This is a genomic window from Rhodanobacteraceae bacterium, assembly GCA_016713135.1.
Lineage (GTDB): Bacteria > Pseudomonadota > Gammaproteobacteria > Xanthomonadales > SZUA-5 > JADKFD01.
Map to the genome: position 1 here is coordinate 80,160 of JADJPR010000002.1, position 24,364 is coordinate 104,523.

Sequence of the window (24,364 nt, forward strand, 5' to 3'; positions counted from 1 at the left end):
CGCACGGCCAGGCAGCGACGTGGGGTTCAGCCTCCGGCCCTTCTCAGTCCCTGAGAGCGGGGCGAGGGGAAGGGGGCAAGGGACCCGCCACAGCGCACGGCCAGGCAGCGCCGCGGGGTTCAGCCTCTGGCCCTTCCCAGCCCCGGAACGCGGGGCGAGGGGAAGGGGGCAAGGGACGCACCACAACGCAGGGTCAGGCAGCGGCGTACTGCTCGGCCCCTGCCCCCTACCCCTTTCCCCGCTTCTCTCGCAACCGCCCTCACATCTGCCGGAACTGCCCGAGGTAACTGCGGCTGACCGGCAGGGTCTGGCTGCCGCGCTTGAGGTGGATGGTGGCGGTCTCGTTGTCGTGGCGCACCAGGTGGTCGATGGCGCCGAGGCGCACCGCGGCGGCGCGGTGCACCTGGACGAACTCGACGGGGTCGAGTTGTGCGAGCAACTCCTTCAGCGGCGTGCGCACGATTGCCTCCGCGGGACGGCCATCGTCGCCGCGCCAGCCGACCAGGGTGTATTTCTCGTCCGAGCGCAGGTAATCGATGTCGTCGACCGCGATCAGCCGCGTGGTGCTGCCGACGGTGGAGCGGATCCAGCGCAGGGTGGCCGTCGCGGGACGTTCCAGGCGCGCCGCAAGCTGCGCCAGCAGCGCTTCGGTGGCGGAGGAGGCCACGCTTCCGGCGAGGCGCTCACGCAGGCGCGCGACGGTCATTGCCAGCCGCTCGCGCGCGACCGGCTTGACCAGGTAATCGAGCACGCCCGCAGCAAAGGCCTCCACCGCATAGCGATCGTAGGCGGTAACGAAGACGATGTGCGCACGCGCGCCGATGCGCCGCGCCACCTCGACACCCGACATCCCCGGCATCTGCACATCGAGGAAGCACACGATGGGCTGGTGGCGTTCGAACAGCTCCAGCGCCTCGCGCCCGTTGCGCGCGCTGGCCACCACCTGCGCCTCCGGCCAGGCCTCGGCCAGCTGCAACGCCAGCGCCTCGCGCAGCAGGGGTTCGTCGTCGACGACCAGCACGGACACGCTCATGCACGCATTCCTGTGAGCGGCAGGTGCAGTTCGGCGACCACCCCGTGCGGCTCGCGCGAAGCGATGCGCAGCTCGGCCTCGCCCTTGAACGCGAGTTGCAGGCGCTCGCGCAGCGCCATCAGCCCGCTGCCGTGGCCGATGCCGCTGCCGCCACCGAGGCCCACGCCGGTGTCGGCGACCCGCGCGACGCAGCGCGCGCCGTCCATGCGCACGTCGATGTCGATACGTCCGCCCTCCTCGCCCGGATCGATGCCATGGCGCACCGCGTTCTCGGCCAGCGTCAGCAGCGCGGTCGGCGGGCATTCCAGGCCCAGGCAACCGGGATCGGCCTGGACCGAGAACGCCAGGCGGTCCGGCATGCGCAGCTGCATCACATCGAGGTAGGCGCGCACCAGTTCCAGTTCCTCGCCGAGGGTGCTGCTGGCGCGCTGCAGTCGCGGCACCGCGGCGTGCAGGTAGGCGATGAGCCGGTCGAGCACCTGCGCCGCCTTGGGCGAGCCCACGTCCACCAGCGTGCGCACATTGGCCAGCGTGTTGAACAGGAAGTGTGGCTCCACCTGCGCCTGCAGCAGGCGCAGGCGCGCATCCAGCGCGCTGCGTTCGAGCTGGCTGCGCTCCAGCGCGAACTGCAGTGCCTGGTGCTGCACCAGCGCTTCCTTCTGGCGCACCAGCGCACCCAGCGCCACCCACGGCGCAACGATCACTTCCAGCACGGTCAGCGACCAGAAGCCGATCAACCGGTCCTGCTCTTCCCAGAACGGCGGCGCGCCCGCCGGGGTGGAGCCGATGTAGTACGCGAGGTTCACCAGCGGCAATACCAGCCCCACCGCCAGCAGTTGCAGCGGCCAGCGCGCCAACCACTGCGGTAGCCGCGCCGGCCAGCGCTCGACCAGGCCAAAAGCGAGCAGTGCGGCGACGGCGGCAGTCGCGATCCGCAGGCCCAGGATCGAAAGCTCGGACTTCCAGCCCTGCGCCAGCACCAGGAACACCGCCGCCGCGGCCCCTGCGGCGACCAGCAGGCGCTGCCAGCCGAACAGGGTGCTCCACAAGGGCGCAAGATTGCGGGCGATGGGCTGCGTCACGGGTGCATGGTCTCCAGGATCAGTCCGCATTCTGCCGGCTGGGGCGTCCTGCTCAGCCGCCGATGTCGATGATGATCTTGCCACGCGCGCGGCCGGTCTCGAGGTAGCGCACCGCGTCCGCGGTTTGCGCCATCGGGTAGCGCCGGTCGATCACCGGGCGCAGTTTGCCGGCGGCGGCTAGTTCCGCCAGTTGCTCCAGGTCCGCCGGCTGGATCGAGGCGAGGATGCCCACGATGCGCTGGCTGCGCAGCACCGACTGCACCGCCACCACCGCCATCGATGCGAAGGGCTGCAGCCATCGGTTGTAGGAGGTCGACCCGACCCGGACCAGCACCCCATCGGGCACGATCACGTCGGTCAGCGCGCCAATCCCGTGATTGCCGACCATGTCGATGATCGCGTCGAAGCGCGCCTGGCCCTCAGTGAAATCCTCCTGGGTGTAGTCGATCACGTGGTCCGCACCGAGCGAGCGCACCAGTTCGACATTGCGCGTGGAGCACACGCCCGTGACCTCGGCGCCGAGCGCCTTGGCGATCTGCACCGCGAAGGTGCCGACACCGCCCGAGGCGCCGTTGATCAGCACCTTATGGCCCGGCGCCACCTTCGCCTTGTCGCGCAGCGCCTGCAACGCGGTGATGGCCGCCACCGGCATCGCCGCGGCCTCGTCGAAGCTCAGCGCCTCGGGCTTGCGCGCGATGGCGCCCTCGGCGCGACGCACCAGGTATTCCCCGACGGCACCATCGGCGACACCGAACACCGCATCGCCCACCTGGAACCGGGTGACGTCCGGACCGAGGGCCTCCACCGTGCCGGCGAAATCGGTGCCGAAGCCGGCCACCGTCGGCGCGCCGATTCCGGCGGACAGCCGTACCACGTAGGGCGTGCCGTAGAGATAGTGCTTGTCGACCGGATTGACGCTGGCCGCATGCACCCGCACCAGCACCTCGCCCGCGCCCGGCACCGGCTTGGGCAGGGTTTCCAGCCGCAGCACGTCCGGCGAACCGTAGCAGCGGTAGGAAACCGCCTGCATGGTCTCGCCCCCGCCCACCCCAGGCGCCTCGCCGCAGGGCGAGTCGTGGCTCAGCACCAGCATGCCCGCCACCACCCCGACTGCCGCCAGCCCCGCGCTGCCTGCCAGCCACCTGCGCCAACGAATCGCCATCTTGTGCTCCTGGATTGCTTTGGTTGCCAGCAGGATGCGCAACGACCCGCGCGGGCAGCCAGCGGCGTGCGACGGGCGACGGATGGATGCGACGGGGCGCGGGCCGGGCACGACCAGTCCGGCGTGCAACGAGCGAGAACTCAAGGCACGTTCTTTCTGGGCGGAAAAACGACCCTGTGATTGAGTACGCAAGGGACGCAAAGGACGCAAAGCCAGCAAATGCCGGAGACATCCGAGCACGCCATCGCGCCTGATCGCGTTTGATCTCCATTGCGTCCTTTGCGTCTGGAAATACAGGTCACATCCTGGCGACACGGTTCGATCAGCGAACAATCGCGCCGGCCAGGGAGCACGAACTCCTACAATCACGCCAGGCAATCGGAGCGCCCATGGAACTCACCTTGACCACCCCGGCCCTGCTGTTTCCGGCGATCTCGCTGCTGCTGCTCGCCTACACCAACCGCTTCCTCGCGGTGGCGGCGGTGATCCGCCAGTTGCACGCGCAGATCAAGGGCGGACAGGCGCAGTACCACGAGGAACTCGCCAGCCTGCGCCACCGGGTGGAACTGATCCGCCAGATGCAGGCGGTGGGCGTGCTCAGCCTGTTCTTCTGCGTGCTCTGCATGTTCCTGCTGTTCGCCGGCCTGGTGCTGGTCGGCAAGCTGGTGTTCGCTGTCGCGCTGCTGCTCCTGCTGGCGTCGCTGGGCTTGTCGGTGCGCGAGATCCAGCTGTCGGCGGTTGCGCTGAACCTGCACTTGAAGGATCTGGAACAGCGCTGAGACGCCCGGAGCCTGGGTCTTCGCGGGACTTGCGCGAAGTTAATGCCGGGCAAAGGAGAGCCACGTACATTGCCGCGCAAAACGATGCGCGAGGAAGTGCGGGTGACGGCGGCGGGATTGCCCACGCAGATCGGCAAGTACCGGGTGCTGCGACTGCTCGGCAGTGGCGGCATGGGGCGGGTTTACCTCGCCCAAGACCCAGACATCGGCCGCCAGGTGGCGATCAAGCGGGTGACGCTCGGCGCGGATCCGCAGGCGCGCGAGCGCTTCATCCGCGAAGCGCAGACGATGGGCCGGCTGAACCATCCGAACATCGTCACCTTGCTCGAATACGGCGTCGATGCGGACACCCCTTTCCTGGTGCTGGAGTTCCTGTCGGGCGAGGACCTGAGCCAGTGGATGCTGCGTCCGCAGCGATTGCGTGATCAGTTCGGGGTCATGCTGGGTGTCGCCGAGGCGCTCGCCGCGGCGCATCGCATGGGCGTGCTGCACCGCGACCTGAAGCCCGAGAACGTGCGCGTCCTGGAAGACGGTCGCTGCAAGCTGCTCGACTTCGGCATCGCCCAGTCCGGCGGCGGGCAGCTCACGGCCTCCGGATACTTCGTCGGCACTCCCGAGTTCGTCGCCCCCGAAGTGATGTCCGGCGCGGCGCACACCGCAGCGGCCGACATCTACGCATTCGGCCTGCTCTGCTATGTGCTGCTGTGTGGCGACAACCCTTTTCGCGGCGACACCGTCCAGGCCACCGTTGCGCGCGTGATCCAGCGCGAGGTGCCGCGGCTGGACAAGCGTCTGGGCGGGCTGCCGGCCGGCCTGGCGGACCTGGTCCACGCCTGCCTCGCGAAGCAGCCAGAACTGCGGCCGGCCGACGCCGCGCAGCTGATCGCGAGCCTGCGCCAGATCCGCGCAGGAGTCGCGGCCGATGCCACCCTGCGCGAACTGCCGCAGGCGGGCGACACCGCACCGCAGCCGCTGCCGGCACCGGCGCGCACGCGTGCGTCGATTGCGGTAAAGGCATCGCCGGCACGGCCGCAGGCGGCCCAGCGCTGGCCATGGCTGGCGCTGGTGCTGGCGGGCGTCGCTGGCTGGTGGTTGCTGCAGCCGCCGCCGGCGCCGACGCCAACCCACGGCACCCGCGGTGAGCCCGCGACTGCGCCCGATTCGATTGCGACCGCCCCGGACGTCCCCGCGCAGCCCTTGCCGCTGCCGGACGCCGGAACCCAGGTCGAACCCCTGGCCGAAGAGCCTGCGACGCCCCCCTCAGAAGAGCGCGGGCCGGCCGTGAAGCCGAGTCAAGCGGCGACGTCCGCCGTGAAGCCCGAGACCGAGCCGAAACCCAGACCCGAACCACCCGCACCCGTCGCCGTGGCGTCGGCCACGGGACCCGCGACGACGCCCACCGACCACACACCGCTCGTGGCCGAGTCGCAGCTCGCGCAACCGGCGCACGTCACGTCAACGGAACCGCTGGCACCACGAACCGCCGCTACGGCGGCCGAGCCGGCACCGGCGCCGGTCACCGTTCCGACCCTGATCGAGCTGCGCATCGATCGCGTCACCCCGCGCGTGCTGCGCGCCGGCCGCAGCGCCAGCGTGCGCATCGAAGGCAGCGGCCTCGCCGCAGTCACCGGCATGGTGATCGCCAGCGGTGGCGCGGCGGATGCCCGCTTTCGTGTCGGCGAGTTGCGCCATGAGGGCGATGGCGCGCTCGAGTTCACTCTCAACGTGGCGCGCGGCGTGCCGCTCGGCAGCTATGCCGTCCTGCTGCAGGGCGAGGGCCTGCGCCATCCACCCATCCTGCTGGAGATCAGCCTGTGAAATGCACCACCCTTCCGCGCCGGCTTGCCGTGTTGCTGGCGCTCGCGCTCGCCGCACCGGCGGGCGCCACGGACCCTGCGAGCGTCGAGGCGCGCCTGAGCGCGCTTGAATCGCGCTGGGACCGGATGGAAGGCGAAATCGCCGCGCTGCGTGCGCTGCTCGAACGCAACCAGCCAGCCGCGCCCGCGGCGGCGCCCGAGGCGGTCGCGGCCATCGGCCAGACGGTGCAGGCGCTCGGCGCCGATCTCGCCGCCGTCCGCGGGGAAGTGGAGAACCAGGGACATGCGCTGGCCGCCGCCAGCGCCTCGCGCCAGCGTGAGATCGCGATCAGCAGCTATGGCGCGGTCAACATCGGCAAGCGCTCGGGCCAGGATTCGGTGATCGACGCCGAGTCCTTCGAACTGGTGCTGAGCGGCCAACCGCACCCCAAAGTCAGCTTCTTCAGCGAGATCGAGTTCGAACGCGCCGCCGCCGTGGGCAGCGCGCGCGGCGGCGAGGTGCTGCTGGAACAGGCCTACGTCGATTACGCCATCAGCGACCACCTGGCGCTGCGCGGCGGCGTGATCCTGGTTCCCTTCGGCAACAACGAGGCGGATCACTACGCGCCGCTGCGAGAAGTCATTGTCCGTCCCCTGTCCTCCCGCCTGATCGCGCCCTCGGACTGGACCGACAACGCCTTCGGCCTGGTCGGCCACCACGAGCTCTCGGCCGACTGGCAGCTGGACTGGGAGGCCTACCTGGTTGCCGGCCTGGACGACGGCATCGACGCCGGCGGCCTGCGCAATGCGCGCCAGGGCTTCGGCGAGGACAACAACAACGACAAGGCGCTCGCCGCGCACCTGACGCTGCGGCGCAATGACCAGCTGGCGCTCGGCCTCGGCCTCTACGACGGCGACTACGATGAAGCCGGGCAGCTGGGCCTGCGCGGACTAGGCCTGGACTTCAACTGGCGTCATGAGCGCTGGCGCCTCAGTGGTGAATACCTGTGGATGCGCGCCGAACGCGCCGAAGGCGAATCCGCCGACCTGCGCGGCGGCTATGCGCGCGCCGCCTACGATGTGCAGCAATGGCTGCCGCTGGCCTGGCGCAACGAGGCCTTCCCCGATGCGCGCCTCAGCCTGATCTACGAATACGACCACGTCAGCGTCGAGGACCTGACCAGCCTGGCGAGCCTGGTGGCGCGCGAGCGCAAGCATGTCCTCGGCCTGCGCTACGAGCCCGACCACAGCTGGATCCTCAAGCTCAACCGCGAATGGTCGGACGCCAGCGACCGCACGCTGGTCAACGGCGACAGCGACGGCTGGATCATTGGGATCGGGTTTGTGTTCTGAGCACGGGGCACGGGGCACGGGGCACGGGGCACGGGGCACGGGGCACGGGGCACGGGGCACGGGGCACGGGAGGGCTCGCAGGCCGGCAAGGGCGAGGCTCGCATGCCGAAACGGCCTGTCAACCCGATTCTTCAACGAAATCCGCAGTCAGCGCTCAAATCAGAACCTGGCCCGAGGTCTTCCCGTGCCCCGTGCCCCGTCCCCCGTGCCCCGTTAATCCGCTTCCAGCCTGCGCCCGCTCGCCAGGACCACCTGGCGCGGCTCCCAGACCACGGTGAACCGCCCCGGCGTGCCAGCGGCGAAAGCACGCTGCTGGTCGCTGACACCGGCGCGGCCGCCGCATTCGATCTCCTCGCTGGCGCCGGGCGCCATCGGCGCGTGGTGGCTGAAGTCGATCCAGCACAGGTCCAGCGGCAGGTACTCGTCGCGGTCGCGTGCCTTCAGCGAGCCGGTCATCGCGTTGATCGTCTCATTGCCGGTGTTTTGAACGCGGATGCGCACGACGAAGGTCTCGCCCTCGCCGCGCATGGTCGCCTGGCCTGGTTGCGGTTGTCCGCGACGCGCGGCGAACTCGCTGCTGCTCAGCACCTCGGCCTTGACCACGCGGGCGTCGACCAGCGCGCGCAGCGGCGCCAGGCGCGCGTCGCGCTCGGCCTGGCGCGCGTCGGCCTGCGCCTGTTCGCCCTGCATCTTTTCCTTCCAGGCCCGCTCCAGCGCGATGGCTTCGGCGAAGGTGCGCGCGGTCATCGGGTCGTCCGGATCGCCCATGCCGGCCGGCAGGTAGTCGCCATTGGTGCGCTTGACGTAGTCCTCCACCAGCGCGCGCTCCTCGTCGGGGAGCTTGGCCAGCTGCGCCTGCACGCTGGAAAGGTCGGTGCTACCGAAGGGCAGCTCGGTATTGCGCGGATCGCGGCTGTGGCGCGCACCGAGCACCACCACAACGCCGACAGCCAAGATCACCAGCAGGTTGCGCAAGTTCACCGGATCCACCTGGGACAGTCGAAGGGAGCGGCAAGGATAGGGACTCAGCCAGCCGGCGCCAGCACCTCGGGTGATCCAACATCCAGCGCCAGCAGCACTGACTCCCATCCATGCCGTGGCTGCCAGTCGAGCACGGCCAGCGCGCGCGCCGGGGAATAGACGCGGTCGATCGATGCCGGCGGCTCCCAGCCGCGTGCTCGGAAGGCCGCGACCAGCGCGGGGGCACGCTGCGCCAGCACGGCGGGGGCGTCGGATTTCAGCGCCCCCAGGTCGCCGCGCTCGAAGGGCGTGGGCGCGGAGATCACGAAGGTCCGGTGCCAGCGTGGCTCAGCGCGAGCGCGGCGACATGCGCGCTGGCCACGTCGCGCGCGTCGATCCCGCGGTGCAGGCGAAACGCCGCCATCAGGGGCGCCGGCTCGGGGAAACAGCGCGACATCCGCAGGCAGGTCAGCGCAATGCCGGCCGGCGCGCACACCTCGGCCAGCGCCAGCTCGGCCGCCAGCTTGCTGCGGTGGTAGATGGTCCGCGGTTGCGGCGGCAGATCCTCATCCACCCAGCCTGCGGCGCCAGCCGGCGTGGATGCATCGCCGTAGAGCGCCGTCGTGCTGGTGTAGACGAAGCGACGGACGCCGGCGTCACGCGCGGCTTCAGCGAGACGGCGCGTCGCATCCACATTGGTGGCCGTGAACTCGGCATCGGCGACCACGCCCACCTGCGGTGCATGCAGCGCGGCGCAGTGGATCACCGCATCGACACCGCGCAGCAGGGGTACGATGGACCGCGTGTGGCGCAGGTCGACCACCTCATGGGTGCCTGGCGCCGGCAGGCGGTCGATGCCGGTCACCTGGTGTGCGGTCCCAAGCTCGGCCTGGATGGCGCGGCCGATCCTTCCGCTGGAACCTGTCAGCAGGATGTGCATGCCTGTGCGCCGGTTGCGTCCAACAGGTTCCTCCGGTTCGCCGATCGGAGGTAGCGCGGTCCGCGACATTCTGCTGTGATCGGCCAACGAAATTCTAACGACCTGCCCAGTCGGCGGCCTTGCCCGCCCTACCCGGAGGACCCGCGCCATGAAGCTGCATCGCCTCGCTCCGCTGCAAGCCGCCATCGTCCTTGCCCTGTGCGCACCCAGCGCCTGGGCGCAATCGCCAGCGTCCGACGAACCCGCCACCCTGGAAACGGTCACGGTGACCGCCCAGCGCCGCGAAGAAGACGTCAAGGAAGTGCCGATCGCGATCACCACGGTCGCCGACGAAAAACTCGACATCATCGGCTCCGGCGGCGAGGACGTGCGCTTCCTGTCCGGGCGCCTGCCCAGCCTGGTGATCGAGTCCTCCTTCGGCCGCACCTTCCCGCGCTTCTACATCCGCGGCTTCGGCAACACCGATTTCGACCTCAACGCCTCGCAGCCGGTGTCGGTGGTGTACGACGAGATCGTGCAGGAGAACCCGATCATCAAGGGCTTCCCGGTGTTCGACCTGGACCGGGTGGAACTGCTGCGCGGCCCGCAGGGCACGCTGTTCGGGCGCAACACGCCGGCGGGCGTGGTCAAGTTCGATTCGCGCCGGCCGAGCCAGGTGGCCGAGGGCTACGCCCAGGTCAGCTATGGCCGCTTCGGCAGCCTGAACTTCGAAGGCGCCGTCGGCGGCGGCCTGAGCGAGAGCGTGTCGATGCGCGTGTCGGCGCTGTACCAGTCGCGCGACGACTACGTCGAGAACACCTTCGACGGCCCGGAAGACGAACTCGAGGGCTACGACGACTTCGCCGCGCGCGCCCAGTTGCTGTGGGAGGGCGAATCGTCCAGCGCGCTGTTCAATGTGCACGGCCGCAACCTCGACGGCTCGGCGCGGGTGTTCCGCGCCAACATCATCCGCCCCGGCAGCAACGACCTGGTCGCGGGCTTCGACCGCTATGAGGTCTCCCAGGACGGCATCAACGAGCAGCAGGTGGACAACCTCGGCGCCAGCGCGCGGCTCAGCTTCGACCTCGGCTCGGTGACGCTGTACTCGATCACCGGTTGGGAGAGCGCAGACAGCTACAGCCGCGGAGACATCGATGGCGGCTTCGGTGCGGTGTTCGCGCCGCCGAGCGGCCCCGGCCTGATCCCGTTCACCGCCGAATCCGCCGACGGCCTGCCGGACCACTCGCAGTTCACCCAGGAATTCCGCCTGGCGTCGAACGAATGGGGTGCCTTCGACTGGCAGGCGGGCCTGTACTGGCTCGACGAAGACATCACCATCGACAGCTTCAGCTACGACCCGCTGGCCGGCAATGTGGAGAACGGCTCGGCCCGGCAGCGGCAGCAGAACGAGGCCTGGGCGCTGTTCGTCTCCGGCGAGTACGCCGTCAGCGAGCGCTTCACCCTGCGCGGCGGCCTGCGCTACACCCAGGACGACAAGGACTTCGTCGCCGAGCGCTTCGAGTCGCCGCTGTCCTTCCTCGGCGTCGGCCCGCTGGCGCCGGTGCGCGTCCAGACCGATGCGGACGATCTCAGCTGGGATCTCTCCGGCGTGTTTGCTCTGAGCGACAGCACCAATCTTTATGCGCGCGTGGCCGAGGGCTTCCGCGCGCCGTCGATTCAGGGCCGCGTATTGTTCGGCGACATCGTCTCCGTGGCCGACTCGGAGACCGTGCTGTCGGTTGAGGCCGGCATCAAGACCGATTTCTGGGACAAACGTGCGCGCGCCGGGTTCTCGGTGTTCCATTACCGCGTCGACGACCAGCAGCTCACCGCCGTGGGCGGCCAGCACTACAACGACACCGAGATCGAAGACGACAACCTGGCCATCGCACCCTGTGGCGGCGGCTGCACCGTCACCGATCCGGACGGCCCGGTGGAAGGCACCGTGCTGATCGACGGCAACCCGCTGCCGAACGCGCCCAAATGGATCACCAACGTCACCGCGCGCTGGTCGATGCCGATGGGCGACGGCGAGTTCTTCGTCTATACCGACTGGGCCTACCGCGGCGAAGTCAACTTCTTCCTCTACGAGGCCGAGGAGTTCCGCGGCGAATCGCTGCTCGAAGGCGGCCTGCGGATTGGCTACTTGTGGGAGTACGGGAAGTACGAACTGGCTGCGTTCGGCCGCAACATCACCGACGAGGAAGTCATCGTCGGCGGCATCGACTTCAACAACCTGACCGGCTTCATCAACGAGCCGCGCATCTGGGGCGTGGAGTTCAAAGCCTCATTCTGAGAGAACGCCGACTTGCGTGGCCCGGTGTGCGGCGCCAGCCGTTCACCGGTGCTCGCGGCAAGTACCCGGTGAACGCGCGGCGCGCGCACACCGGGCTGTGCGACTCCGCCCTGGCGCATCGTTCACACGCCGCCGGTGATCCTTGGCGACCCCGACTACTTGCAGTTCCATGCCCGCCCGCGACAGCAAGCGCCCGCCGCGCCCGACCAAGACCTGCGAGGCCTGCGGCCGTCCGATGACCTGGCGCAAGCGGTGGGAGCGCTGCTGGGAGCTGGTGAAGTACTGTTCGGATGCCTGCCGCAGGCGCAAGGCCTCGCGGCCCGACTGAGCTGCACGACGGTAGCAGATCGAGACGGCCACACCGGACCGGGACTTCCGGCACGGGTGCGCCGGCGCACGCCCGAGCACGCTCGCGGCCCCTGCCGAGGAGCCGAACGATGACCCGCCATTTGCTCGCCATCGCTTTGTGCGCTGTCCTCGGCGCCTGCGCCAGCACCGAACGCGCCGCCCCGCCCGCCGAAGGCAGCGTGGCGGCCGCCCCCAGCCGCGCGGCGCAACTGCACGCGCTGTACGAGGGGTGGTTCGAGGCCGGTCTCAAGCTCAACCCGCTGCAGGCCACCCAGATCGGCGACGCGCGCTACAACGATCTGCTTCCGAACACGCTGTCGCCGCAATGGCGCGAGTCGATGCGGCGCTACAACAGCGATTTCCTGGCGCGCGCGACGGCCATCGGCGAGGCCGGCCTGAGCGGCCAGGACCTGCTCTCCTACCAGTTGTTCGTGCGCCGGCTGCGCCAGGACCTGGAGGCGATGGAATACCCGCGCCACCTCGCCCCGCTGAACCAGTTCTACAGCTTCGCCAGCCAGTTCGCGGTGCTCGGCTCGGGCACCACCGCGCAGCCGTTCAAGACCGTGGCCGACTACGACCGCTGGCTCAAGCGCGCGCGGGCGGTGCCGGCGCTGTTCGACCAGGGCATCGCGAACATGCGCGAGGGCATCGCCGCCGGCATCACCCAGCCGCGCGTGCTGATGGAGAAAGTGTTGCCGCAGCTGGAAGCGCAGATCGTCGACGAGGTCGAGAAAAGCACCTACTGGGGCCCGATCCGCAACCTGCCGGCGGACTTCAGCGCCGCGGAGCGCGAACGTCTGACCCGCGAATATCGCGCGCTGATCGCCGGGCAACTGGTTCCGGCCTATCGCCGGCTGCGCGAGTTCGTGGCCAACGAGTACATCCCGGCCGCGCGCACCAGCTTTGGCCTGGGCGCACTGCCGGACGGTGCGGCCTGGTATGCCTTCCAGGTACGCCAGAGCACTACCACCACACTGTCGCCCGATGAGATCCACCAGATAGGGCTGGATGAGGTCGCGCGGATCCATGGCGAGATGCGCAAGGTGCAGCAGCAGCTCGGCATCGCCGGTTCGCTTCAGGATTTCTTCGCCGCGATGCAGGCCGACCCGCGCAACTACTTCACCAGCGAGGAAGAGTTGCTGAAGGCCTACCGCGACTTCCGCGCCACGGTCGACCCGCGCCTGCCGGCGCTGTTCGACATCCAGCCGAAAGCCGATTTCGAGATCCGCGCGGTGGAGGCTTTCCGCGCCGCCAGCGCCGCCGCTGGCTCCTACAATGCGCCCAGCGAAGACGGCAGCCGGCCAGGCATCTTCTACGCCAACACCTTCGACCTGAAAGCACGCCCGCGCTGGGCGCTGGAATCGCTGTACCTGCATGAGGCGACCCCTGGCCACCATTTCCAGATCGCGCTGCAGCGCGAGCTGACCGGACTGCCGCGCTTCCGCCGCTTCAACGGCGAGACCGCATTCGCCGAAGGCTGGGGCCTGTACGCCGAATCGCTGGGTCCCGAACTCGGCGTCTACAGCGACCCTGTGATGCGCTTCGGCGCGCTCGGCGCCGAGCTGTGGCGCGCGATCCGCCTGGTCACCGACACCGGGATCCACGCGAAGGGCTGGACTCGCGAGCAGGTGCTCGACTACATGCGCGCCAACTCAGCCGCCGGCGACACCCAGGCCGTCTCCGAGGCCGAGCGTTTCGCCGCGATCCCGGGGCAGGCGCTGGCGTACAAGATCGGCGAGCTCAAGATCCGCGAGTTGCGCACCCGCGCCGAAGCGCGCCTCGGCACCCGCTTCGACCTGCGCGCCTTCCACCGCCAGGTGCTGGAAGACGGCTCGCTGCCGCTGGATGTGCTGGAAGCCAAGATCGAGCGCTGGATCTCCGCGCAGGGCTGATCCGTAAAACCGGTCCCGCCTGCCGTTGACCCGTATCAAGGCGGCGCATGCGCCGCAGCGTTCTGATGCGGGTGTACCCAGACGAGTAGCGACGCAGTGGGTCACGACGCCGGCGATGCCGGAAACGGGGGATCCTGCACTGGGAGATCGCCGTGCCGCTGCTCGGCGATCCGCTGATCACCGGCGGCCTGCTGCGGGTGTTCCTGCTCGCATCCGTCATCTGCGCCGCGATGATGAGCCTGATCTTCGCGGTGCAGGGCGAATACGACGCGATCGGGCCGATCTGGTTGGCCTTCCTCAGCGTCGGCGCGGGCCTGGCAGTGCTCGCAGTGCTGGTCATGCTGCTGGTGTTCGGCAACCGCATGCACTGCCGCTTCAGTGTCGATGGCGACGGCATCGAGTTCGCGACCATCGACCGCCGCGCGCGCGCCGGCAACCGGCTGCTGCTGGCGCTCGGCCTGTTGCGCGGCAGCGCGCAGGCCACCGGCGCCGGGCTGATCGCCACCACCCAGGAGCAGCGCTCGCTGCGCTGGCGTGGCGCCTTCCGCGCCGAATACCGGCCGCAGCGCCACCAGGTCATCCTGTGCAACCGCTGGCGCCGGCTGCTGGTGGTGTACGCGACGCCGGAGAACTACGCCGCGGTGGCGCAGCGGATCGCCGACGAGATCCAGCGCCACGGCACCGCCGGGCGCCTGCCGCTGCGTTCGCCGCTGCCGCGCTACCTGGGGTGGAGCGCGCTGCTGGTGCTGGCCTGCGTGCCGCTGTTCGCCGCGGTCGATGCTTTCGACCTGTCGTTGCTGCTGCCGCTGCTGCAACTGTGTTTCGGGCTCGCCACGATCTGGCTGATCGGGCTGTTCGGCTGGGTCCTGATCGGGGTCGACCTGATGATCGTGGGTGCGCTGCTGCTGGGAGCCTTCAGTGTGCGCGAGTCGTGGATCCACCGCGGCGAGACCTATGCCGCATGGACCGTCTACGGTGGCGACGACTGGAGCATGCTGGCAGTGCTGGTGCTGGCGCTGGCGGCCCTGGCGTGGATCGGCTGGCGCGGCGCGCGCGGAAAACTGCCGGCGCTGCTGGTGGCCGACTTCGGCGACTCCGGGGAGTAGTCGCCGATGCCCACCCCGCGCTTCTGCGAATCCTGCGGCGCCGAACTGGTGCGCGGTGCGCGCTTCTGCGAGGCCTGCGGCGCACCGCTGCAGGAACCTGCCGCGGCAGCAGCCGATCCCCGGCCGCAAACTCCCGCGCCCGCGGCGCGCTTGCCCGCAGCGCAGCCAGGCGCACCGGCGCGTGGGCGCGGCCCTGCGCTGCTGCTGGCGCTGGCGGTGCTGGCTGGCGGTCCGCGCCGGCGCCATGGCGCTGGCGCCGCGCAACCACGGCCCGAACCGGCTGTTCCCGCATCGCCAGCCGTGGTTGCCGAGGCGCCGCCGGTCAAGCGTGCACCGGCAACGCCGGCGGTCAGCCGCGCGGACATCGAGAGGCTCAAGGCAGCCGTGGCCAGCGCGAACCGCGCGCATGTCGCAGCGATCCTTGCCGGCCCTGGGGACCATCCAGAGCTGCGCATTCGCCTCAACGACAACATCGTCGCGCTCGGCCGCGGTCTTTACCGGCACCATGTCGCGAACGGCAGCGGCGATCTCGCCGCTGCGCGCGCCGAGATGCGCAGCTTCCTGCAGGGCCTGGAGCAGGACGGTCTCGGCCTGTCCGAGCCCGTGATCGACGAGGGCGTCGCCAGTGTCGCGCCCTGAGGCAGCCATCGCCGACACCGCCGGCGAACAGCCCAGCAGCGCCCGCTGGTGGTCGCTGATCGTCGACCCGGCCAGCCTGGTGACGCGCTCGCTGGACGGGGTGGGTGCGCCCGCCGCGCTGCTGCTGTCGACCCTCGCTTTCACCACGATCTCGCTGCAGGCGGCGCTCGATCTCGCGCGCTCGCGTGGCGACGCGGCCGCGGACCTGGCCGGCCTGGTGCTGCGCGGCGCGCTGCTCGGCAGTGCCGGCGTGGCTGCGATGGGACTTGCCGCGTGGGTGCTGACGCGCCCCTTCGGCGGCCCCGGACCGGGTGCGGCGCTGCGCGCGGTCGGCGGCGCCTATGCCAGCGCGCTGGTCTACGGACTGGTGGGGCTGGGCCTCAACCTCGTGCTCGGCTGGAACACCGCGATCTCCTGCGGCGTCACCGGGCTGCTGTGGGCACTCGGCCCGCTGTTCCTGGCGCTGCGCGAACTGGCCGGCGGGCGCGCTGGCGTGGCTGCACTGCTGTCGACCCTGTGCGGCGCCGGCATGCTGTCCGGCTGGGTGTGGTGGGGAGTCGGGCCGTGAGCCTCGGCGCGCGGCTGCTGCGCTGGACCTGCCTCGCCACGCTGGGTGCGCTGAGCGTGCCGCCGGTCGACGCGGCGATGGTCGGCGGCGCAGCCGTCTGTGCACTGGCGGCAGGCGGCATCGGAGTGCTGGTGCTCGACCGGCTGCTGCGCGCAGGGTTGCCGGAGGCCAGCCCGGGCGAAGCCACCGCGCAGGTTGGCGCCGCAATCGACGCCGGATTCCTGTTGCTGCTGCCCTACACCGTGCTCGCGGCGCTGGTCGCCGCCGGCCCCGGCTGGTCGCTCGCGCCGGCGTTCGTCGGCGCCGGCCTGCTGACCGCCGGCAGCGTCGCCGGCGCGCAAATCGGCCGCGATGGCGGCCACCCGCTGTGGTGCGCGCTCGCCCCGATGCTGGTGCTGCTGCCGCTGGTCGCCGGCTGGAGCTGGGTGGTCGCGCTCGCCGCGCAGGGAGCGGCACCGTGAGCGCGCGCTGGCTCATCGGCGCACTTTGCGGGTTGGTGCTCGCCGCAGGCTCGTCCGCGCTGGCGCAGCCGGCGGTGGAGAACTCGGAGACGGCCGCGCTGGCAGAGGCGGCGCGCATGGTCGGCAGCGGGGTGCACTACCGCGAGTCGCGCTACGCCGGCGTAGCACCGAGGGCGACCGTCGAATCGGGCGAGGTCTTCCATCCAAGCGAACGCTCGTTCCAGATCGAGCTCCAGGGACCGATGGAGAACGCGGCCGCGCGCCTCGCCGAGATTCACGGCGAGGCCGCCGCGGCGCCCTGGGGCGGCACCCTCAAGGAAACCTGGACGCCGATGTGGCGGCCCGACGCGCAGCACGAGGGCCAGCCGATCCCCGGCCACATGTGGTGGTACTGGAGCTATCCGAAGCATGTCGTCGCGGCGCGCGTGAGCTTTCCGATGGCCGAGGGCGATGTCTCGCGGGAGCAGGCGCGCGCCGCGCTGCGCCCGGTCGCCGAAGCGATCCACCGCGGCGTGCTCGCGCAGGGTCTCGACGGCAACATCGTCACCGCCACCGCTGGCACCTACCAGGTCCTGATCCGGATCCCGCCGTTGAGGCCAGGCGAGGTGCTGTCGCCCAGCGTCGAGGTGCTCGATGCCCAGGGCCGCCCGGCCGCGGACGTGCGCGGCATCGTTGTCCTGATCAACGGGCGGTTCGCCAACTCGGTCGTCTGGGACGGCAAGCGCACCCTGATCGAGACCCAGGTCAGCGTCGCCGGCCAGGGCTTGGTCGAGCAGACGGTGCTGCCCGCCTGGGGCACCGCGCCGCCGCCGGCATCCGGCATCGGCCCGGTCGGCCCGCTGCCGCCGCCACGCAGCCTGAAGGAAGCGCTGGTGGGCGTGCTGGCGCCGCCGCTGATCGGACTGCTGGGTGCCCTCGCGAGCGGCCTGCGCGGCGCGCGCGCGCCGCGGCGCCCGCCGCCGCCCAAGGCCAAGCCGAAACCAAAGCCGAAGGCGAAGGCGAAAGTGGGACCGGGAGCCCCCAAGGAACCCAGCGACCCGGCATTGACGCGCGCCGAGCGCACGCTCGACCATCTGGCGCGGGTGGCGCAGGCCACCGGGGACAAGGAACTCGCGCAGGCAGTGGCGAATGCGCGCGCGCAGGCGATCGGCAAGGACGGCAAGCTCGACCCGGCCGCCTGGAAGGACGCCCAGCAGGCGCTGCGCGAGGCGCTCGGCAAGCTCGACCAGGGCATCCCGCAGCCGACCAGCGTGCTCGGCGACAGCGCGCGTGCCTCGGGCACCGCGCTCATGGAACTCACCTTCGGCGTCGGCAAGGCCGTGTACGGCATTGGCGCCGGGATCCTCAACCTCGGCGCGAATGCCTGGAGCGGTCTCAAGGGCATCGCCCACGGCCTGATGAACCCGCGTCATTTCGAGCGCGGGGTGCGCGAGATCCTGAAGAATTTTGGCCGCGAACACCTTGCCGCCGAGAACAAGGCCTTCGGCGAGGGCCTGCGCGAGGGCCGTTATGGCGATGCACTGAAGGCGCTGGCGCAGGGCATGCTCAAGACCGCCGGCCATACCCTTGGCGGCGCCTGGGAGTGGGTGCGCCGCGAGATCTGCCGTGGGACGAGTTCAAGTCCTTCTTCGACCCGCATGCCTCCGCCGAGGAATGCCTGTGGGCCTTTCCGGCGGCGGTGCTGAAGATCGCTTCCATCGCGACCATGCGGGTCAAGCCGACCACGCTGCCGTCCACGCGCTGGGGTACCGCACTGCACAATGCGCTGGACCGCCGCGCGGCCGCCGGCCTCGCGCAGGTGTCGGCGCAATCGGCGCAGCAGGTTGGTCGCCTGGAACAACAGCTCGGCGCGCTGCAGAAGGCCGGCGGCAAGGCACCGAACGCGACCGTGCAGCAGATGATCGGTCGCACTGAGAAGGCGCTGGAGCAGGCGCGCATCGCCGCGCAATCGGCGCAGAAGGCGCACGAGGTGGAACTGCTGACACGCCAGGCGATGCGCGCGCGGGAAGCCTTCGGCAATCTCCAGCAGGCGCAGCATGCGCTCAAGGACAACCCGGCGCTGGTGCAGGCGATCGACGACGCGATTCGCGCCAACCAGGGCGGCAACGCGCTTCGCGACCTGCAGGTGCAGGGCCTGATCTCCCAGGATGCGCATACGCTGATCACCGCGCGCAAGCTGCAATTGCAGGACCAGGCGGTGAACGCCGCGAGCAAGCGCCTGATCGAGCAGGAGGTGCGTGCGCTGCAAGCTGCCGGACAGCCGATCCCGCGCCGCTTCGACACCTTCAACGCCACCCAGGGCAGCCGCTCGCGGATCTCGGGTTCCAATGTCCAGGCAGATCTCTACCAGACCCTGCTCGGCCTGAAGCACGTCAGCCGCGAGGAAGCCGAAGCGATCATCCGCGAGGAATGCGCCCGGGTCGGCGGCCCGGGCGGGATGACCCAGCAGCAACTCGACATCAACATCTACCGCCCCGGCAGCGGACTGATGGACGCGGGCGGCGCGGCGCCGAACGCGCAGGTCATGCTCGAGAACATCGGCCAGACCACCGGCACGGCCGGGCACCACCCCGTGTATGTGGACCGCAAGGGCAACATCCACGTTGGCGACCATGTGTCCACGCCGCAGGGCCGCGAGGGCGTGCTAGCCGGTCGGCGCACGCTGGACCCGCCGCCCGGCATCAGCCGCGAGCAATGGCTGCGCGAGGGTGTCTGGGAGGGTCATCAGGGTGCGCCGGTGCGCATCCCGCGCGACCAATGGCCAGTGGTTCGCCAGGCACAGCTGGAAGGCATCCACCACGCCTTCGAGCGCGGCGACATGAACCAGATGGTCAAGTACGCCAACCGCGGCCGCAGCGTCGGCCTGGCGCTGGACGAACCGACCACGCGCGTGGTGCGCGCGGTGGCCGGGCAGAAGGATCCCCGCATCGCCGCGCAGATGCTGCGCGATGCGGGCATCCGCAATCCGGCGGAACTGATGCAGCGCCTCGGCCTGCAGCACTGAGAGGGGAACCCAGATGCCAGACGATCCGCAAGCCCTCGAAAACCGCAGCCTGCCGCTGGCCGCGCTGCTGGCGCTGGCACAGCTTCCGGGCCTGTGTTGCGGCGCGTTGTCGCCGCTGGCGCGGATCGCCGCGCCGGAGGGCGCGCCCGATCGCGACGCCCTGGCCAGCGCCCTCAAGGGACTGGCAGGCGACTGGTCGGCGTTGCCGGCCGCGCTGCTCGACCCCGGCCTCAGCCTCGGCCTGATCGTCGCCGACCGCGAGGACCAGTTGCTCGGCCAGTACCTGTGGCCGCAGCCGCAGGGCCTCGGCCCCGGATTCCGCATCGGCGTTGCGCGTGATACGCTGGACGCGCAAGGCCCGCTGACGCTGGAGGACGTCGAACTCTCGCTGCTCAACCAGTTGGCGCTGGGCAGTTGCGCCGAAGTGCCGCCGGAGCGTTTCGCGCTCGATGCGGTACAACTGTGGACCCTGCTGGCGCTGGTCGACGCGCTCGGCACCGCGGCTGCACTGCGTCAGGCCGCGCGCGCCAGCGGGCCGCCGACCGGCGTGACCGTGGGCGACATCGAGGCCGCCTGGAATGCGGGCATTGCGCGGCCGAACCCCGGCTGGGCGGTATCGCTGGCGGCGCTGCTGGCGCCCGAGGCACTGCCCGGCGACTTCCCGGCGCTGCTGCGCGGCACGCTGAAAAGCCTGCAGGAAGCTGGCCTCGTGGTTGTGCTCGAAGCTACGCCCGGCGATCCGCTGGGCGATTTGGTGCTCCCGGCCGCGGGACTCGACCTCCTGTGCCGCGGACTGGCGAACGGCGGCATCGCCTTCGGCCTGGCGCGCAGCGAGCGCGTGTCCGCGGAGCGCGTCGAGACCACCTGCATCGCCGGCTGGCGCACGCCCGGTGGCATCGTGGTCGCCGAACTCAGCGCGCTCGCGCAGGGCCGCGCCGAGTTGCTGGTCACCGGGCCGTCCTACTGTGTGCAGTTGCTGGGCGAACTCCTCGGCACCGGCGGATTGCCCGAGGGCACGGCCATCCCGGGCGCCGCCGCACCCTCCCCCGCCGACCTGCTCGCCCTGCTTGGGCCGCCAGCCGCAGCTGCCGTACCGCACTGCAGCCACTGCGGCGCCACGGTGCGTGCCGGTGCACGCTTCTGCGCGCAGTGCGGGAAGGCGCTGTAGCGGCTACCCGACTTCGCGCAAGGCCTCGCAGTCGGTCGTTCGGGGGCCGGCTTCGGGGCGGCGCCGGGGCCGCTGGGCGGGGCTGGCGGTGCTGGGCGGCGGGGGGGGGGGGGGGGGGGGGGGGGCGCGGGGCGGGGCCCAGGCGGGGCGCCAGGCGGCAACGCGTCGAGCGTGCCTTCTGGGTTGCGTAGTTGTTGGCGGGCGGGCCGGGCCCCGGGGGGGCGCGCTCATCGTAGTGGGGGGGGGGGGGGGCGCCCCCCACTTTGTTTTTCCGGTTCCCGCCGGCGGGGCCCCGGGGGGAAAGGAAGGGAGGGCGGCGGGGGGCCCGCGGGCGTGGCCCGGGGGGCCTGGGGGCCGGGGCACGGGTCGATGGGCGAACTGCCGGACGACGCGCCCCTCGCGATACCCGCGGGCGCACCCGGTGATCCCGCAGCCGCAGCGGCCCGCGCGGCGCGGCCGCGGTGCTAGCCTCGCCAGCGCATCCACTCACCGGCCTCCCGCATGTCCAGCCAATCCCAGTTCGGCCTGCTGACCGAGCGCCGCTTCCTGCCGTTCTTCCTGGGCCAGTCGCTCGGCGCGTTCAACGACAATGTATTCAAGCAGGGCCTGGTCGCGCTGGTGGTGTTCGTCGGGGCCATCGATGTGGGCATGCCAGCCGCGAGTTTCTCGCTGCTGGCCGGCGCGCTGTTCATCGCGCCCTTCTTCCTGTTCTCGGCGCTCGGCGGCCAGCTCGCGGACAAGTACGACAAGGCGCGGCTGGCGCGCTGGATCAAGGGCCTGGAAGTGCTCCTGATGGCACTCGCGGCAGTCGGCTTCCTGCTCAAGAGCGCGCCGCTGCTGCTGGCGGTGCTGTTCCTGCTGGGGCTGCAGGCCACCCTGTTCGGCCCGCTGAAGTACGGCATCCTGCCGCAGGTGCTGAGCGAGGCCGAACTCACCGGCGGCAACGGCCTGGTCGAGAGCGCGACGATGGTGGCCATCCTGCTCGGCACGCTGGTCGGCACCGCGCTGGTCGGCATCCCGGGCGATGGCCTGGTGCTCATCTCGGTGGTCGCGGTCGGCACCGCATTGATCGGCTGGATCGCCGCGCTGGCGATGCCATCAACAGCCGCGGTGGCGCCAGACCTGCAGATCAACTGGAACCCCTTCAGCGAGACCTGGCGCAGCCTCAAGTTCCTGACCGGCAACCGCACGGTGTTCCTGAGCTGCCTGGGGATCAGCTGGTTCTGGTTCTTCGGCTCGATGTACTTCCTGATCCTGCCGGTGTACGTGCGCGACGTGATCGGCGGCGACACGCCGGTCTACACCCTGATGCTGGCGCTGTTCTCGGTCGGCACGGGCGTCGGCGCGCTGCTGTGCGAACTGCTCAGCCGGCGCAAGGTGGAGATCGGCCTGGTGCCCTTCGGCTCGATCGGCATGACCCTGTTCGGACTCGACCTCTACTTCGCGCTGCCCGCGGCCAGCGGCAACAGCGGCCTGTCGATCGCCGCTTTCCTCGCCACCGCCTACGGCTGGCGCATCGTGATCGACCTGGTGCTGATGGCGATCTTCTCCGGCTTCTTCATCGTGCCGCTGTTCGCGCTGATCCAGCAGCGCAGCGAGGCCAGCCACCGCTCGCGGGTGATCGGCGCCAACAACATCCTGAACGCGCTGTTCATGGTGGCCGCATCGTTGCTTGGCTGGGGGCTGATGAATGGCATCGGCCTGACCCTGCCGCAGGTGCTGCTGGTCACCGCGCTGTGCAATGCGGTGGTGGCGGTCTACATCTACACCCTGGTGCCGGAATTCCTGCTGCGCTTCATCGCCTGGATCCTGGTCAACGTGTTCTACCGGCTGCGCATCCGCGGCCTCGACGCGGTGCCGGACGAGGGCCCGGCGCTGCTGGTGTGCAACCACATCAGCTACGTCGATGCGCTGGTGGTGATGGGCTCGGTGCCGCGCCCGATCCGCTTCGTCATGTACTACAAGATCTTCGACATGCCGATCGCCAAGCAGGTGTTCCGCTGGGCCAAGGCGATCCCGATCGCCGGGCGCAAGGAAGACCCGGCGCTGATGGAAAAGGCCTTCGAGGAAGTTTCGCGCGAATTGCGCGATGGCAACCTGGTGTGCATCTTCCCCGAGGGCGGGTTGACCCGCGACGGCGAGATCGCGCCCTTCCGCCCCGGCATGGAGCGGATCCTGGCGCGCGATCCGGTCACGGTGGTGCCGATGGCGCTGCAGGGGCTGTGGGGCAGCGTGTTCTCGCGCCGCGACAAGGGCATCGGGCCGCTCAAGTTGCCGCGCCGCTTCTGGTCGCGCGTCGGGCTGGTGGTGGGCACGCCGCGCCCGCCGGAAGGCGCCACGGCGGCGCTGCTGGAGGCCGACGTGCGCGCGCTGCGCGGGGACCGCGCTTGATGGTAAGCCCGCCCCGGTCGGCGAGCCTTTACAATCGGCAGGTCGTTTGGCGGAGCGCCCAGTGACCAGCAAGACCGGCCTGCTGTTGGGACTGACTGCCCTGCTGTTGGGCGCAATCTCGGCCGGACCCTTGTCGGCGCAAGCACCGACTGCGCGCCAGAACCCACTCACCTGGGCCACCCTGGCGGGCGCACCGGCCGAGTTCAATGCCCTGATGGCCCTGCGCGGCAGGGCGCGGGAGGACAAGGTCAACGCGGACGCCGCGTACTGGGAACCGATCCTGCGCGCCGGCATCGACGAAGCCCGGCGTGCAGGGCAGCAGGCGATGGTCGCCGAGGCGCTGATCGCGCTGGGTCGCGCCCGCTGGCGCCTCAAGGATGCGCCGGGCGCTGAAGCCGCGTTCCGCGAATCGATTGCGCTCTACCGCACGCTGGGCCAGTCCGATGCGGCCTTCGATCCGATGCTGGCACTTGGCGTCGTGCTGTATTCCCAGTACCGCTTCGACGAAACGCTTGCGCTGAACCGCGAGATGCTGGCCCTCGCCCGCGGCAATCCACGACGCGAGGCGAATGCGCTCACCAATATCGGCATCGTCGAGCGACGCATGGGCAACGGCGCGGCGGCCATGCAGGCATTCGAGCGCGCGCTGGCGCTGCGCCGCACGCTGACGGACGACCTGCCGGAACTGCTGCCCGCATCGATCCAGCAGCTCGCGAGCGTCCACAGCGACCGCGGCGAATACCTGCGTGCGCTGGAACTGATGCAGGAGGCGACCCAGCTGCGGCTGAAGATCGGCGGCGAGGCCGCGGCACAGGCGGAACTGGCCCTGGCGCGACTGCACCTGCGTGGCGGCAACCCGGCGCGGGCGCTGCATCACTGGCGCGCCGGGCTTGCCGGACTGGGCCCGACGACGGATCCGCGGGTTCGCGCCAACGCGCATTGCGAATCTGCCGACGCACTCCACGCCGCGGGTGAGATCGCGGCGGCCAGCGAGGCCCTGGCGCAGGCGCGCGAGCTGGCGCGCGGCATTCCCGAATCCGAATCCGCATGCGCCCGAAGCGAGGCCGCCGCCGCATTGCGTGAAGGCCGGCCGGCGCGGGCATTGGCACTGGCCCGCGCGGAGCGCGAGGCGCTGGCGACCAGCCAGGGGCATCAGCGACTGGTTGCCGGCGGCCACCATCGAAGCCGAGGCGCTCCTGCAGCCTGGAACGCGCAAACCGAAGCGCTGCAACTGCTCGACGAAGCGCTGGCCACCGCGCAGCGCGTGGTCCGCACGCAGGAACGCATCCCCCTGCTGCGCCTGCGAGCGGACGCCTTGCATCAGCTCGGGCGAGATGCGCGACGCTTACGCCGCCAGGCTGGACTATGAGGCGGCTGAATCCAGCGCCCGCGGCGCCGCGAGTACCG

The 24,364-nt window shown here is 70.5% G+C and carries 19 protein-coding genes and 1 pseudogene; 15 read left to right on the forward strand and 5 right to left on the reverse strand.

Going from position 1 to position 24,364, the window contains the following annotated elements; translation table 11 throughout:
- Nucleotides 1-259: 259 nt before the first annotated feature.
- The 3 genes from IPK27_02595 to IPK27_02605 are packed head-to-tail and all read right to left on the reverse strand — an operon-like array spanning nt 260 to nt 3,145.
- Complete coding sequence (locus IPK27_02595) at nt 260-1,033, reverse strand: response regulator transcription factor (GenBank protein MBK8066543.1); 774 nt, start codon at nt 1,031-1,033, stop codon at nt 260-262.
- The gene (locus IPK27_02600; GenBank protein MBK8066544.1) at nt 1,030-2,145 is read right to left on the reverse strand and encodes a histidine kinase; all 1,116 of its coding nucleotides are present in this window, start codon (nt 2,143-2,145) and stop codon (nt 1,030-1,032) included. Before IPK27_02600 ends, IPK27_02595 begins: the two co-directional genes overlap by 4 nt.
- Nucleotides 2,146-2,167: 22 nt before the next feature.
- A complete protein-coding gene (locus tag IPK27_02605) occupies nt 2,168-3,145 on the reverse strand; it encodes an NAD(P)-dependent alcohol dehydrogenase (protein ID MBK8066545.1) in 978 nt (325 codons plus the stop codon).
- A 521-nt stretch (nt 3,146-3,666) separates the two neighbouring features.
- On the opposite strand from IPK27_02605, the gene IPK27_02610 reads away from it, so the two are divergent.
- From IPK27_02610 to IPK27_02620, 3 genes are all read left to right on the forward strand, one after another.
- Nucleotides 3,667-4,056, forward strand: a complete 390-nt coding sequence (locus tag IPK27_02610; protein MBK8066546.1) for a DUF2721 domain-containing protein — start codon at nt 3,667-3,669, stop codon at nt 4,054-4,056.
- A 69-nt stretch (nt 4,057-4,125) separates the two neighbouring features.
- Complete coding sequence (locus IPK27_02615; GenBank protein MBK8066547.1) at nt 4,126-5,874, forward strand: protein kinase; 1,749 nt, start codon at nt 4,126-4,128, stop codon at nt 5,872-5,874.
- Nucleotides 5,871-7,205, forward strand: coding sequence for a hypothetical protein (locus tag IPK27_02620; GenBank protein MBK8066548.1), 1,335 nt, complete (start codon nt 5,871-5,873; stop codon nt 7,203-7,205). The genes IPK27_02615 and IPK27_02620 overlap by 4 nt, the downstream gene beginning before the upstream one ends.
- A 213-nt stretch (nt 7,206-7,418) precedes the next feature.
- On the opposite strand, the gene IPK27_02625 is transcribed toward IPK27_02620, so the two are convergent.
- Nucleotides 7,419-8,186, reverse strand: coding sequence for a hypothetical protein (locus IPK27_02625; GenBank protein MBK8066549.1), 768 nt, complete (start codon nt 8,184-8,186; stop codon nt 7,419-7,421).
- A gap of 44 nt (nt 8,187-8,230) precedes the next feature.
- A pseudogene (locus IPK27_02630) lies at nt 8,231-9,105 on the reverse strand (NAD(P)-dependent oxidoreductase).
- Between the two features lie 148 nt (nt 9,106-9,253).
- On the opposite strand from IPK27_02630, the gene IPK27_02635 reads away from it, so the two are divergent.
- From IPK27_02635 to IPK27_02690, 12 genes are all read left to right on the forward strand, one after another.
- Nucleotides 9,254-11,380, forward strand: coding sequence for a TonB-dependent receptor (locus IPK27_02635; GenBank protein ID MBK8066550.1), 2,127 nt, complete (start codon nt 9,254-9,256; stop codon nt 11,378-11,380).
- 169 nt (nt 11,381-11,549) lie between these two features.
- Entirely contained in the window at nt 11,550-11,708 is a 159-nt protein-coding gene (locus IPK27_02640) for a DUF2256 domain-containing protein (protein ID MBK8066551.1), read from the forward strand.
- A 109-nt stretch (nt 11,709-11,817) separates the two neighbouring features.
- Nucleotides 11,818-13,620 carry a DUF885 domain-containing protein gene (locus tag IPK27_02645; protein ID MBK8066552.1) on the forward strand — a complete coding sequence of 601 codons (1,803 nt, stop codon included), beginning with the start codon at nt 11,818-11,820 and terminating at the stop codon, nt 13,618-13,620.
- Nucleotides 13,621-13,772: 152 nt separating this feature from the next.
- A complete protein-coding gene (locus tag IPK27_02650) occupies nt 13,773-14,726 on the forward strand; it encodes a hypothetical protein (protein MBK8066553.1) in 954 nt (317 codons plus the stop codon).
- A 6-nt stretch (nt 14,727-14,732) separates the two neighbouring features.
- A complete protein-coding gene (locus IPK27_02655; protein MBK8066554.1) occupies nt 14,733-15,365 on the forward strand; it encodes a zinc ribbon domain-containing protein in 633 nt (210 codons plus the stop codon).
- Entirely contained in the window at nt 15,352-15,933 is a 582-nt protein-coding gene (locus IPK27_02660) for a hypothetical protein (GenBank protein MBK8066555.1), read from the forward strand. The genes IPK27_02655 and IPK27_02660 overlap by 14 nt, the downstream gene beginning before the upstream one ends.
- Nucleotides 15,930-16,394 (forward strand): hypothetical protein, encoded by a 465-nt coding sequence (locus tag IPK27_02665; GenBank protein MBK8066556.1) that lies wholly within the window; start codon nt 15,930-15,932, stop codon nt 16,392-16,394. The genes IPK27_02660 and IPK27_02665 overlap by 4 nt, the downstream gene beginning before the upstream one ends.
- Nucleotides 16,391-18,079 (forward strand): hypothetical protein, encoded by a 1,689-nt coding sequence (locus tag IPK27_02670; GenBank protein MBK8066557.1) that lies wholly within the window; start codon nt 16,391-16,393, stop codon nt 18,077-18,079. Before IPK27_02665 ends, IPK27_02670 begins: the two co-directional genes overlap by 4 nt.
- Entirely contained in the window at nt 17,977-19,398 is a 1,422-nt protein-coding gene (locus IPK27_02675; protein MBK8066558.1) for a hypothetical protein, read from the forward strand. Before IPK27_02670 ends, IPK27_02675 begins: the two co-directional genes overlap by 103 nt.
- A gap of 13 nt (nt 19,399-19,411) precedes the next feature.
- Entirely contained in the window at nt 19,412-20,566 is a 1,155-nt protein-coding gene (locus IPK27_02680; protein MBK8066559.1) for a zinc ribbon domain-containing protein, read from the forward strand.
- Between the two features lie 501 nt (nt 20,567-21,067).
- Nucleotides 21,068-22,957: an MFS transporter gene (locus tag IPK27_02685; GenBank protein ID MBK8066560.1), complete on the forward strand. Its 1,890-nt coding sequence runs from the start codon at nt 21,068-21,070 to the stop codon at nt 22,955-22,957.
- A 61-nt stretch (nt 22,958-23,018) separates the two neighbouring features.
- Entirely contained in the window at nt 23,019-24,326 is a 1,308-nt protein-coding gene (locus IPK27_02690) for a tetratricopeptide repeat protein (protein ID MBK8066561.1), read from the forward strand.
- Nucleotides 24,327-24,364 lie beyond the last annotated feature (38 nt).